The sequence below is a fragment of the Pseudoalteromonas sp. 2CM39R genome, assembly GCF_023161845.1.
On record NZ_JALNTM010000007.1, the window covers coordinates 330,648 to 344,068 of the forward strand.

13 protein-coding genes are annotated in these 13,421 nt (G+C 40.5%); all 13 read left to right on the forward strand.

The features are described 5' to 3' along the window. Positions 1-153: 153 nt before the first annotated feature. The 13 genes from rbfA (at position 154) to MTF66_RS17955 (ending at position 13,381) form a co-directional block, all read left to right on the forward strand. Positions 154-561: a 30S ribosome-binding factor RbfA gene (rbfA, locus tag MTF66_RS17895; protein WP_008467148.1), complete on the forward strand. Its 408-nt coding sequence runs from the start codon at positions 154-156 to the stop codon at positions 559-561. After that, positions 561-1,505, forward strand: a complete 945-nt coding sequence (truB, locus tag MTF66_RS17900) for a tRNA pseudouridine(55) synthase TruB (protein ID WP_054202156.1) — start codon at positions 561-563, stop codon at positions 1,503-1,505. The genes rbfA and truB overlap by 1 nt, the downstream gene beginning before the upstream one ends. Before the next feature lie 109 nt (positions 1,506-1,614). Beyond that, the gene (rpsO, locus tag MTF66_RS17905) at positions 1,615-1,884 is read left to right on the forward strand and encodes a 30S ribosomal protein S15 (RefSeq protein WP_006793376.1); all 270 of its coding nucleotides are present in this window, start codon (positions 1,615-1,617) and stop codon (positions 1,882-1,884) included. 350 nt (positions 1,885-2,234) lie between these two features. Beyond that, on the forward strand, positions 2,235-4,361 hold the full coding sequence (pnp, locus tag MTF66_RS17910) for a polyribonucleotide nucleotidyltransferase (protein ID WP_138621490.1): 2,127 nt from the start codon (positions 2,235-2,237) through the stop codon (positions 4,359-4,361). 348 nt (positions 4,362-4,709) lie between these two features. Further along, entirely contained in the window at positions 4,710-5,582 is an 873-nt protein-coding gene (gene nlpI / locus MTF66_RS17915; protein ID WP_248527721.1) for a lipoprotein NlpI, read from the forward strand. After that, positions 5,566-6,705 (forward strand): hypothetical protein, encoded by a 1,140-nt coding sequence (locus MTF66_RS17920; protein WP_248527722.1) that lies wholly within the window; start codon positions 5,566-5,568, stop codon positions 6,703-6,705. The genes nlpI and MTF66_RS17920 overlap by 17 nt, the downstream gene beginning before the upstream one ends. Before the next feature lie 254 nt (positions 6,706-6,959). Next, positions 6,960-9,752, forward strand: coding sequence for a monovalent cation/H+ antiporter subunit A (locus tag MTF66_RS17925; RefSeq protein ID WP_248527723.1), 2,793 nt, complete (start codon positions 6,960-6,962; stop codon positions 9,750-9,752). Then, on the forward strand, positions 9,752-10,099 hold the full coding sequence (locus tag MTF66_RS17930) for a Na+/H+ antiporter subunit C (RefSeq protein WP_054202160.1): 348 nt from the start codon (positions 9,752-9,754) through the stop codon (positions 10,097-10,099). The genes MTF66_RS17925 and MTF66_RS17930 overlap by 1 nt, the downstream gene beginning before the upstream one ends. Beyond that, entirely contained in the window at positions 10,096-11,613 is a 1,518-nt protein-coding gene (locus tag MTF66_RS17935) for a monovalent cation/H+ antiporter subunit D (RefSeq protein ID WP_138621497.1), read from the forward strand. Before MTF66_RS17930 ends, MTF66_RS17935 begins: the two co-directional genes overlap by 4 nt. After that, positions 11,613-12,149 (forward strand): Na+/H+ antiporter subunit E, encoded by a 537-nt coding sequence (locus tag MTF66_RS17940; protein ID WP_054202162.1) that lies wholly within the window; start codon positions 11,613-11,615, stop codon positions 12,147-12,149. The genes MTF66_RS17935 and MTF66_RS17940 overlap by 1 nt, the downstream gene beginning before the upstream one ends. Continuing rightward, a complete protein-coding gene (locus MTF66_RS17945) occupies positions 12,143-12,412 on the forward strand; it encodes a K+/H+ antiporter subunit F (protein ID WP_008114565.1) in 270 nt (89 codons plus the stop codon). Before MTF66_RS17940 ends, MTF66_RS17945 begins: the two co-directional genes overlap by 7 nt. Before the next feature lie 9 nt (positions 12,413-12,421). Beyond that, positions 12,422-12,754, forward strand: a complete 333-nt coding sequence (locus MTF66_RS17950; RefSeq protein WP_008114566.1) for a Na+/H+ antiporter subunit G — start codon at positions 12,422-12,424, stop codon at positions 12,752-12,754. A 132-nt stretch (positions 12,755-12,886) separates the two neighbouring features. Continuing rightward, the gene (locus MTF66_RS17955) at positions 12,887-13,381 is read left to right on the forward strand and encodes a DUF2059 domain-containing protein (RefSeq protein ID WP_055011750.1); all 495 of its coding nucleotides are present in this window, start codon (positions 12,887-12,889) and stop codon (positions 13,379-13,381) included. Positions 13,382-13,421: the final 40 nt, after the last annotated feature.

Sequence of the window (13,421 nt, forward strand, 5' to 3'; positions counted from 1 at the left end):
TGTTAGGTGGTGTTGGACATTCAAGGTCGTACCTCGATAGCCCAACATACCCTATGCTAAGATTTTAAATGGGGGCTCAGCCCCCATTTGTGTATCCATTATTTAGTTAACTTATTATTGTTTTTCAATAAGTTATAATTTTAGGAAAGTGAAATGAGAGAATTTTCTCGCACTGATCGTGTTGCTCAGCAAATTCAAAAAGAAATTGCTGTGATTCTACAACGCGAAATTAAAGATCCGCGCTTAGGCATGGTGACAGTGTCTGCGGTAGAAGTATCACGCGATTTATCTTATGCCAAAGTTTTTATCACGGTGTTTAACACTGAAGACGAAAATGCAGCAAAACAGAGTGCAAAAGTACTGAACGAAGCAACGGGCTATATCCGTTCGTTACTAGGTAAACGTATTCGCGCACGTATTATGCCAGAGCTTAAATTTGTGGTTGATAACTCATTAATGGAAGGGATGCGCATCTCTAACTTAGTGGACTCTATCATTCGTGAAGATAATGCTAAGCATGTTGATGATGAAACAGATAGCGAAGAAGGCACTAAAGACTAATGGCAAGACGCAGTAAAGGCCGTCCAGTTGATGGTATTTTGTTGTTAAACAAACCAGAAGGCATTTCATCAAACAAGGCATTACAGCAGGCTAAAGGTATTTATTTTGCGCAAAAAGCGGGGCACACAGGTGCGCTTGATCCGCTTGCGACCGGCATGCTGCCAATTTGTTTTGGTGAAGCGACTAAGTTTACCCAGTTTTTACTCGATACAGATAAAACCTATGTTGTTCGAGCTAAGCTAGGTGAACGTACTACCACATCAGACTCTGATGGCGAAGTGGTCGAAACTCGCGATGTGAATGTTACTTCCCAATTGCTAAGCGAAGAGATTGCTAAGTTTTTAGGTGAGTCAGACCAATATCCATCAATGTATTCAGCGCTTAAATATGAAGGTAAACCTTTATATAAATATGCGCGTGAAGGCATAGAAGTTCCTCGCAAATGTCGAAAAATTAACGTATTTAGCTTAACGCTTGATGAGTTTGATGAGCAAGCTAACGAAATACAAATGACTGCACATGTATCTAAAGGTACGTATATTCGTACTATCGTTGATGACTTAGGTGAAAACTTAGGCTGCGGCGCGCATGTGATTATGCTGCATCGTAGTGCTGTAGGGCATTACCCTGCAGATAAAATGGTCACACTTGAGCAGTTAGAAGCGTTATTAAATCAAGCGAAAGAACAAGACGTTGCGCCTTCCACTTACCTTGACGAATTATTATTGCCAATGGATACTGCGTTAGTTGATTTACCCGTTGTGGAAATTACTAAAGAGCAGGGAATGGCATTTAGCCATGGTCAAGCTGTGGTGTTGGGTAAAGCCCTGCCTGAAGGTGCAATAAAGGTACTGGCTGACGGAATATTTATTGGTACGGGCGAACGTAATCCTGATGGCCATTTAAAATCAAAGCGTGGCTTGTCTAATCAACAACCAGAGTAAAGTTTAACTTGTAGTTATGCTGATAATTGGTAGAATACGCCCGCTTAATCGTTTTGGCTGAATTAGTGATCGGCTAAAGCACCTATTAAATTTAACTTTTGGAGTTATTATGTCACTAAGCAATCAAGAAAAAATCGATATCATTGCTAAATTCGCACGCGCTGAAGGCGACACTGGTTCACCTGAAGTACAAGTAGCATTACTTACTTTTGATATCAACAAGCTTCAAGGTCACTTTGCTGATCACAAGCATGACTTCCACTCACGTCGTGGTCTGCTTCGTAAAGTAAGCACTCGCCGTAAACTGCTTGATTACCTTAAAGGTAAAGATATCTCGCGTTACACTGCGTTAATCAAAGAGCTTGGCTTACGTCGCTAAGAACTTGATTATCAAAAGGGGAGCTTTTTAGCTCCTTTTTTTGTGTCTAAACTTCCCCATACCCACTATCCACATCGATTAATCCCCTTGAAATATCAGCTAAAAGCCACATTGTAAGTAACAGCAAAGTACATAATTTAGCAACGCGTTTATCTCTGGACTAAGCTCGCAATTTTACCTGACTTTGTTATATACTATGGCGCGTAGATAAAAAGGTTTATTTACGGTTATTTACATCATTGCCAATTGTAGTACTTAATTGATTTCCAACTGAATACAATTATGTACTGTAATTGGTACTTTGATGAAAACTTAATTAATACTAAAAATACATTTAAGGAATATTTTAAGTGCAAGCAATTATAAAAGAATTTCAACTAGGTCAACACACAGTGACGCTAGAAACAGGTGCTATCGCTCGTCAAGCTGACGGCGCAGTACTAGCAAGCATTGGCGATACGTCAGTACTAGTAACGGTTGTTGGTAAGCGTGAAGCTCAACCAGGTCAAGACTTCTTCCCACTAACAGTTAACTACCAAGAGCGTATGTACGCTGCTGGTCGTATCCCAGGTGGTTTCCTTAAGCGTGAAGGTCGTCCTAACGATGGCGAAACACTTATTGCACGTCTTATTGACCGTCCAATTCGTCCACTTTTCCCAAATGGTTTCGTAAACGAAGTACAAGTTATCGCGACTGTTGTTTCTGTAAACCCTGAAATCCAACCTGATATGGTTGCGATGATTGGTACATCAGCAGCACTTGCTATCTCTGGTATCCCGTTCAGCGGTCCAATTGGTGCATCACGTGTTGGTTACATTAACGGTGAATACGTACTTAACCCGACACTAAAAGAGCTTGAAGAGAGCCAACTTGACTTAGTTGTTGCTGGTACTGATAACGCAGTACTTATGGTTGAATCAGAAGCAGACGTACTTGCTGAAGACGTAATGCTAGGCGCGGTTGTATACGGCCATGAGCAATCACAGTCTATCATCAATGCAATTAACGAATTTAAAGCAGAAGCAGGCAAGCCTACTTGGGATTGGACTGCACCTGAGAAAAACGTTGCATTAGAAGAGAAAGTAGCAACTCTTGCTGCTGATAAAGTAGGCGAAGCTTACCGTATTACTGATAAAGTAGCGCGTAAAGAAGCATTAACTACTGCAAAAGATGCGGTTGTTGAAGCACTAACAAGCGAACTTGCTGAAGGCGAAACGCTTGATAAGCAAGAAGTAGGTAAAGTATTCGGTTCACTTGAGAAGAAAATCGTTCGTGGCCGTATCGCTGCTGGCGAAAAACGTATCGATGGTCGTGAACCAGATATGATCCGTGCTCTAGATGTAATGACGGGCGTACTTCCACGTACTCACGGCTCTGCAATCTTCACACGTGGTGAAACGCAAGCATTAGTAACAGCAACACTTGGTACAGAACGTGATTCACAGTTAATCGACGATTTAACTGGCACGCACAAAAACCACTTTATGCTTAACTATAACTTCCCTCCGTTCTGTGTAGGTGAAACTGGTTTTGTTGGTTCTCCTAAGCGTCGTGAAATCGGCCACGGTAACCTAGCTAAGCGTGGTATCCAAGCTGTAATGCCAACGTTGACTGACTTCCCATATTCAATCCGTGTTGTATCTGAAATTACTGAATCAAATGGTTCATCTTCAATGGCATCGGTTTGTGGTACGTCTTTAGCGCTTATGAACGCAGGTGTTCCAATTAAAGCCTCAGTTGCGGGTATCGCAATGGGCTTAGTTAAAGAAGAAGAAAACTTTGTTGTTCTTTCAGATATCTTAGGTGATGAAGATCACTTAGGTGATATGGACTTTAAAGTAGCGGGTACAACTAACGGTATCACTGCACTGCAAATGGATATCAAAATTGAAGGTATTACTCAAGAAATCATGCAAATCGCGCTTAAACAAGCGAAAGCTGCACGTTTACACATTCTAAATGTAATGGACGAAGCGATTTCTGCACCTTCTGAAGAGTTATCTATGTTTGCTCCGCGTATTTACACGATGCAAATCCCACAGAAGAAAATCGCAGAAGTTATCGGTAAAGGTGGCGCAACTATCCGTCAGCTTACTGAAGAAACGGGTACTACGATTGAAATCGGTGATGATGGCACAATCAAGATTGCTGCTACAGACGGTGAAAGTGCAGCAAATGCAATTAGCCGTATTGAGCAATTAACTGCTGAGCTTGAAGTAGGTACTATCTACGAAGGTAAAGTGGTACGTATCGTTGATTTCGGTGCGTTTGTAAACATTCTTCCTGGTAAAGATGGCCTAGTGCATATCTCACAAATCAGCACTGAGCGTGTTAACAACGTTGCTGATCACCTTAGCGAAGGTCAAGAAGTTAAAGTTAAAGTACTAGAAGTAGACCGTCAAGGCCGTGTACGTCTAAGTATTAAAGAAGCAATGGAATCAGCAGCACCTGCAGCTGACGAGTCTAAAGACGCGTAATTGCTAAACTTTCATCCAGATAATTACTGGATAGTATAAAAAGGGGCTGTTTAGCCCCTTTTTTTATGCTTTAATGTTAGCAATTAATTGTGTTCATCATACTTATACCAACCTGCTTGGATATGGGACTTATTTTAACGATAAGAAAATTGCTCTATAACTAGGCAAAATTTTTGATATCTAGTTGTTCTAAATAAAAGAATTTTAACAACGTTATAGGGGTATTTAATTCGTTAAATTGTTCAAATATTTATGCCGGTTGATATTAATAACACATAACAGGAATGAACCTTACAAGACAGCTTATGTCTTATCTATTTGCTACTTACCTCGGTATTAAGGATTTTAATGAGACTTAAACATTTAGCCTTGGCATCTTTTGCTATTTTGTCTTTAAGCGCTTGTCAGGCTACTACTAAACCCGCTGCTATTATTAATGTGCCATTTACTGCACCGCTTGCATCAGATTTTAGAAATGAAATTGCCATTGCACGTTTTTCAGAGCTATTAAACAGAGCGGACTTGAGTACAGAACAACAAGCAAAGCTCTATTATGACCGTGGAGTACTGTTTGATAGCTTAGGCATGACGACTTTATCGCGAATTGATTTTAACCGAGCGGTTAAACTTAAGCCTGATTTGGCTGAAGTCTATAACTTTTTGGGTATTCAGCATACCTTGATGCAGCAATACGAAAAAGCATACGAGTATTTTGATTCAGCCATAGAGTTAGACCAAGAACATGAATATGCGTATTTAAATCGTGGTATTGCTTTGTACTATGGTGATAGAGCCACGCTTGCAAAGGATGACTTTAAAACATTCTTGGAGCGCTCTCCTAACGATCCTTACCGTGTATTGTGGCTTTATTTAGCTCAAGCAGCACAAGATAAAACCGCGGCACTTGCTGCGTTAAAAGCCAATGCAGCGGCTCTTGATGAGAATGAATGGGCGTACCAACTTATTGCTTTATATGTGGGTGATATGAGCGAACAAGCCTTTTTTTCAGGCATAGCCGATGGTGTAAGTTCACAACAAGAATACGCTCAGCGTTTATGTGAAGCTTATTTTTACTTAGCTAAACAGCACCAAGCCGTAGGTGAGCTCTCAATTGCCACAGATTACTTTAAATTGGCGCTAGCAACGAACGTACATGAATTTATAGAATATAAGTATGCGCGTTTAGAGCTTGAGTTGATGGCCAGTGAAAGCGCTGGCTAATTATTTAAAACTAAGTGCTTTATTACTGTGCGCTAGCGTTATTAGTGGCTCGAGTAATAAACAAAATAGCATTGGCTTTTGGCAAGTATTACATGCCAAGGCCAATGTGATTGACAGTTATTGGCAATTCCCTCGTTACTTTACAAACCACATATTACAATTACCCACCACAGCCTTAGCAACCTTAGCTCGCAATAAAATAGCGGATGCTCAATATGGCTATGGGTTGTCATTATTAAGCAATAATCAAACTGAAACGGCTAAACTATTTTGGCAAGCAAGTTTGGATAAAATTACACGAGCACAGCAAAAAAAACTCGCCGACTCGTTATTTTCGCAACAGCGTTGGCAGGATTTAGCGCTATTAAAAAATCAAAATAAGCTTCCTAAAGGCGATACCTTTTATCACCTGCATTTACAGCAACAAGCACCCATAGAAACGTTAAGTAAATCATTTATGAATAAGTTAGGGTTTTTACTTGCAAGCGAGCAAGTTGAGATACAAAAGCAGTGTACATTTAATGTGTTAATGCTGAGCGATCACCGTGATGGATTATACAGGCTTAACCGATTTCGTAACGCGTACTTACAAAACCCAGAGCCTAGCCCCAATACCTTTTGTTTTTCAAAACCAGTTTATGTGGGTAATGCAATTAGCTGTAATAGTACTGAATCCAAACGTGCGAAGTGCGATTGGCAGCAATCATCGCTTAAAAAGCGGCTTCCCACTGGGTTCGATTTTGCTGTTATGATGCCTAAGCAAGGTACTGCCAGTGTAAAAAATGGTTTAATGCATATTAATTCACAGGCTAGCTACGCGGTTTTTTTGCATGAATTAATGCACTTTAATGGCTTTGAAGATGAGTACGCTTTACCAGCAAAAAAGCAAGCGTGGTTATGTCAGCTTAATGGGTTTGTTGCTCCTAACTTATTTATTGCAAAAAAATCAGTTGCTCCCAAAGGGTGGCACAAAAGCCAAAGTTGCCAACAAGGTGGCACTGCTTATAAGCCCAGTGCACAGTGGTCAATTATGCAATATCAACAGTTAGGGCTATCAGCGCAATACCGTGTTTTGTGGCAGACCCATATAGCACTCAATGCTGATTTATTTGTACGATTTTAGTGGTTATAGACTCTGCCGTAAACTGTTTAAAAGCTAAGCTTGTTTTACTTCAGTTCATGAATTTATAGGCATTTTTGTTTGATTATTATCCCGCTAGCGGCGCTTTCTATAGACAAAAACTGCGTTTATCAGTATAACTGTACGTATTAATGTTGTTAAAAAACAGACATAAAACGTATACCCAAGTCACTTTGGTATTTAATAATAACAAGTAGCGAATTGATAAACTTTATGATTCAAAAAGGCCCTTCATTATGACTTTGCTCTGGATACCCCTGTTATCCTTATTAGGCAGTGTTATTTCTGCATGCACCGGCAAACTTTCTCGAAATCAGGCAACGAGCCTAACGGCTATTGCGCCATTAGCCGCGCTTGCAATTACACTTTATCATGCGCCTGCGGTTCTCGCGGGAGAAACCATTCGTTTTAGCGCACAGTGGATACCTGCTTTAGGGCTGGATATTTCCTTACGCTTAGATGGCTTGAGTTTACTGTTTTTATTTATGATTTTAGGAATAGGGCTGCTGGTTATTTTGTATGCCCGTTATTACCTAAGTCAAAATGATTCGCTGCCAAAGCTATTTAGCTACTTAATGTTATTTATGACCGCCATGCTGGGCATTGTTATGTCAAACAATGTGATTCAGTTATGGGTATTTTGGGAGCTAACCAGTATTAGCTCGTTCTTGTTGATCAGTTACTGGTGGCACAAATCAGAGGCGCGCAAGGGGGCGCGCATGGCATTAGCAGTAACCGGCGCAGGTGGTTTAGCCTTGCTGGGTGGTTTAATGTTGTTAGGCGATATTGTTGGAAGCTACGACTTAGACACCATTTTAGCTAGCAAAGCGATTATTCAATCTCACAACTTATATGAATTAGCACTGGTATTAGTTTTACTGGGTGCTTTTACTAAATCTGCACAATTTCCGTTTCATTTTTGGTTACCTCACGCTATGGCTGCACCTACGCCGGTAAGTGCGTATTTACACTCTGCCACCATGGTAAAAGCAGGTATCTTTTTACTTGCGCGTTTTTATCCCGCATTAGCGGGTACCGATACTTGGTTTTTATTAGTCGGTTTGACCGGTTTAACCACGTTATTATTTGGCGCTTATATCGCGTTATTCAAACATGATTTAAAAGGTTTGTTAGCCTATTCAACGATTAGTCATTTGGGTTTAATTACATTATTACTTGGTCTGGATACACAGCTTGCAACCGTTGCCGCTATTTTTCATATTATTAACCACGCGACGTTTAAAGCGTCGCTATTTATGGCAACCGGCATTATTGATCATGAAACCGGGACTCGTGATATGCGCAAACTCAATGGCATGTGGCGCTACTTACCTTATACTGCTACCTTGGCGATGGTGGCTGCTGCCGCTATGGCTGGTGTACCGTTGTTAAATGGTTTCTTATCAAAAGAGATGTTCTTTGCTGAGACACTGCATCAGCAAGTGCTTGGCTCTATGTCGTGGCTAATTCCGGTGCTGGCAACTGTAGCGGGTGCGTTGTCGGTGGCGTACTCATCACGCTTTATTCATGACGTGTTCTTTAATGGTGAGCCAATTGATTTACCACGTACCCCTCATGAAGCGCCGCGTTATATGCGTGTGCCTATAGAAATCTTAGTGGTACTGTGTATTTTAGTGGGTATTTTTCCACACTTTGTCGTTGACGGTATTTTATCAGCCGCGTCACTGGCTGTACTTGGTCAAGCTATGCCCGAGTACAAGTTGACTATTTGGCATGGTTTTAATTTACCTCTACTTATGAGTGGTATGGCGGTAATTGGTGGTTTATTTATTTACGTTAATCGAAAGTACTTGTTCCAGTTCCAAGCGTCGTTACCTCCTTTTAACGCTAAAAAAATCTTCGAGCGTTTTTTAGCGGTAGTGGTCAATTGGTGTCAAAACAAAATCCAATCAACAGAAAATGGCTCATTACAACGTTATGTATTTATAATGTTAGGCGTTGTATTACTTGCCTCTGGTTGGCCATTATTTGAAATGAAGCAGCTAGCTGGTAGCGTGCCTAATACCCCGGTTGATATTCAAAACGCAATTGGTGCAGGACTACTCATAATAGGTGCAATTGCTACCGTTATTTGGCATCGAATTCGAATGGTGTCGTTATTAATGCTGTCGATTGTGGGACTAATGGTGTCGGTGGCGTTTACCCGTTTTTCAGCGCCTGACTTGGCCTTAACGCAACTTACTGTAGAAGTAGCCACTATTATACTATTAATGTTGGCACTGTTTTTCTTACCTCAAAGCACGCCAAGAGAGTCAAGCTCATTGCGTATTTTACGTGATGTGGTTATCTCCTCTACCGTGGGGATCATTATTGCCAGTATTTGTTACGCCTTACTGACTCGTCCGCTTGATTCAATTTCTGAGTTCTTTATTGCTAACGCCAAAACAGGCGGTGGTGGTACTAATGTAGTTAACGTTATTTTGGTTGATTTTAGGGGCTTTGATACTTTAGGTGAAATTACCGTACTAGGTATTGCCGCACTGGGCATATTTAAACTGTTATCAAGAATTCCACTTTATATGCCAGCGAGCGATAGTGAAGGGCGTCCATGGTCTAAAGATCGCCATCCTATTTTATTGGCTTGTATTTCTCAAAGCTTACTGCCATTAGCGCTATTAGTGTCTGCTTATATTTTCCTACGCGGTCATAACTTACCTGGAGGAGGCTTTATAGCAGGCCTCGTAACTTCTATTGCCTTTATTTTACAATATATGGCGCATGGTACTGCGTGGATAAATGAACGCTTTGATGTTAACTATCGAAAAATTATTGCATCAGGTATTGCTATTGCCATGTTTACAGGTGTGGGAAGTTGGTTCTTTGACAAGCCATTTTTAACTACCTGGTTTGATTACTTTGATATTCCGTTTGTTGGTAAAACAGAGTTTGCCAGCGCCATTGTATTTGACTTGGGCGTGTACTTAACTGTTGTTGGCGCTACGCTGATGATCCTTGCGAGCTTAGGTAATATGACCGCGAACGCAGAGAAAGAAGAGGTAAATATTTAATGGAACTGTTATACGCATCTTGCGTTGGCGTGTTAGTCACCTGTGGCGTGTTTTTATTGCTAAGAGCGCGTACATTCCCAGTGGTACTGGGGCTGACAATGATTTCTTACGCGGTTAATTTGTTTTTATTCTCATCAGGGCGCTTAACAATTAATAAAGCCGTGGTACTAGGGACTGGCGCTGATTACGCTGACCCGCTACCACAAGCCTTAGTGTTAACAGCCATTGTAATTGGCTTTGCGATGACTGCGTTTGTGGTTATTTTATCTATTCGAGGCCGAGCAGATTTAGGCAACGACCATGTTGATGGCACCCTAACTAAAAATAAACGCAAGGAGAGAAAATGATTCAGCATTTAGCATCTTTGCCTATTTTACTGCCAATGTTAGCGGCAATTATTTTGTTGCTTCCACCGTGTGGCAAAAGCTTATTTGCACGCCGATTTATGTCTAGTTTAATGGCTATTCTAACCTTTGCAGTCACAGTATTACTGCTAATTCAGGTTAAAGATAACGGTATTATTGTTTATGCAATAGGTAACTGGTCTGCGCCGTTTGGTATTGTACTGGTTGCAGATATGCTCTCGACCTTGTTAGTCACTTTAACCGCCTTTTTGGGGGTTGGCGTGGCTTTATATGGCTGTGCTGGTGATGATGAACAAGGTAGCTTTTTTCACCCTTTAATCCATTTTTTAATACTAGGGGTAAATGGTGCATTTTTAACTGGGGATTTATTTAACGTCTTCGTATTTTTTGAAGTGTTATTAATTGCCTCTTATGCGCTGTTAATGCACGGTGGCGGTAAACCCAAAACGCGCGCTGCTCTGCATTACGTTATTTTAAATTTAGTTGGTTCAAGCGTATTTTTAATTGGTTTAGGTATTTTATACGGAGTATTAGGCACCTTAAATATTGCTGATATGGCCAATAAAGTACCGCAACTAACTGGTGATGATGTTTATTTAGCGAAGGCAGGTGGTTTACTGCTATTGGTGGTGTTTGCACTTAAAAGTGCGTTATTACCATTGCATTTATGGTTACCAAACGCCTACTCAAGTGCCACACCTGTGGTTGCTGCATTATTTGCGATTATGACTAAAGTTGGTGTTTATGCGACCTTACGTGTTTACACGGTTATTTTTGGTGAACAAGCTGGCGAACTTGAGCATATGGCGCAGTCTTGGTTATGGGCGCTGGCTATTGCCACCATAGTGATTGGCGCAATAGGGGTGTTAGCCGCACAAGATTTACGTAAGCTTACCGCTAATTTAGTACTGGTTTCTGTAGGGACGTTGGTGGCATTAGTCGCACTCCAAAACATAAATGCCACCGCTGCATTGCTTTACTATTTAGTGCATTCAACGTTAGTGACTGCGGCGCTATTTTTACTTGCTGATTTAATTGCAACACAACGAGGTAAAGCTGGTGATCGATTAGTTGGAGGTCGTGCAGTAAAACAACCATTTTTATTAGGTGCGTGTTTTATTATTGCCGGTTTAACCGTTATTGGTATGCCACCTTTCTCGGGCTTTGTTGGCAAAATTTGGATTTTAAAAACGACCTTAAATAGCGAACAAGCACTGGTATTTTGGCCTGTTTACTTAATTATGAGCTTAGCGTTAATTGTGGCTATATCACGTGCGGGTACTAGTTTGTTTTGGGAACGTAAAGACAAAACAGGTGATGCTAGCGATGCTGCCAATGCCCACCCGCTACAAGTGACCGTGTTAGTTGGTTTATTGGCAAGTTCAATACTACTGGTTATTTTTGGTGACGTGGCAACACAGTACGCCCTCGAGGCGGCAACACAGCTTCACGACATTAGTGGTGGTATTAATGCGGTACTTAAGGGAGGTATGTAATGCGCTTACAAGCTCGTTTTGGTTGGTTACCTACGCCGTTTCGTAGTCTATTTTTATTTATAGTATGGCTCTTGTTAAATAACAGTGTGTCGGTAGGGCATATTATATTAGGGGCGCTACTCGCGTTGCTAATACCGTTATTTAGTATGTCGTTTAGAGACCCGCAACCGCTGATATTAAAGCCGGGGCTAGCACTTAAGCAATTACTAATCGTACTTTACGATATTATAGTGGCTAACTTGCAAGTGGCATTATTAATTCTGGGCCCTTCAAAAAATCTGCGTCCAGGCTTTGTTAAAGTGCCTATAGATTTAATGCATGAAATGCCAATTACTATTTTAGCAAGCTGCGTGTCTTTAACGCCGGGTACGGTAAGTGCCGAGGTTTACCCGCTGATTAAATCGCTTAATGAAGACGATGAACCGGTACAGCGTTATTTATTAATTCACGTGTTAGATTTAGATGATGAGCAAGCGCTTATTAAACAAATAAAAGCACGTTACGAAGCTCCCCTAAAGGAGATATTTCAATGTTAGATACAGTATTACTGATTGTTTTTTCAATGGTTGGATTGTCGTTATTACTTAATCTATGGCGACTTATTATTGGCCCATCAGTACCGGATCGTATTTTAGCGCTCGATACTATGTACATTAACGTGATTGCCTTGATTATTTTATATAGCATTAGTATGGGCACGGGGCTGTACTTTGAAGCAGCCTTACTTATTGCCATGCTTGGGTTTATAAGTACGGTAGCTGTATGTAAGTATTTACTTCGTGGCGACATAATTGAGTAAGGTATTAAAATGATAAGTGAATGGATCGTATCAATATTGCTGCTGTTAGGCGGGTTATTTATTTTAATTGGCTCAATTGGTTTAATTAAATTACCTGATTTTTTTATGCGTTTACATGGGCCAACAAAAGCCACCACTTTAGGTATGGCGAGTATACTTACCGCTGCTATGGTATTTTTTGCTAATTCAGTCAGTGGCTTAAGTGTAAAAGAAATATTAATCACTATATTTCTATTAATCACTGCACCTATTAGTGGCTATATGCTGATTAAAACCGCTATTCATCATAAGCTTAAAGCTAAAGAGGGAACGAAAGGGCTCGATAATATCGAAAAAGATTAGTTCTGGGAATAAACGATTAAAAGCCGAATAAACACCTGTTATTCGGCTTTTTCGTTTTTTGGTTGTCCCCATTTACAACACTTGTTGAACATGTGATTATGACGCTAATTCAAATACAAAAAGGATATTAATATGGGTAAGGTAATACTGCTTTCACTTTTAATTTTTTCAACTAACCTTGCAGCGCAAACTGCCAAACAGCAAAAAATTGATGAGCTGGTAGAGGTGATGAACATGGATGCCATGGTTGACTCTATGTATGCGCAAGTTGAGGGCATGATGCAAAATATGTCAGTGCAAATGGGCGTAAAGCCAGATGAGAAAGCAATTTTCGACAAATATTATGCTGATATGACCGAGGTATTAAAAACAAAAATGAGCTGGCAAAAAATGCAGCCGATGATGATTAACCTCTACGATAAACAATTTACTGAACAAGAAATTAGCGACATGTTAGCTTTTTATAAGACAGAGTCAGGGCAGGCTATTTTGAAGAAAATGCCACAAGTAATGCAAGAATCAATGCAAATGTCACAAGCCTTAGTACAAGACGCTATGCCTGAAATTCAAGCAATTGCGGGTGAGCTTGGTGAAGCACTTAAGCAATCTCGAAGCAAAGCAAACTAAGGACTACAGTAACTCTCAAATTTAGCAGTCACTTATGGTG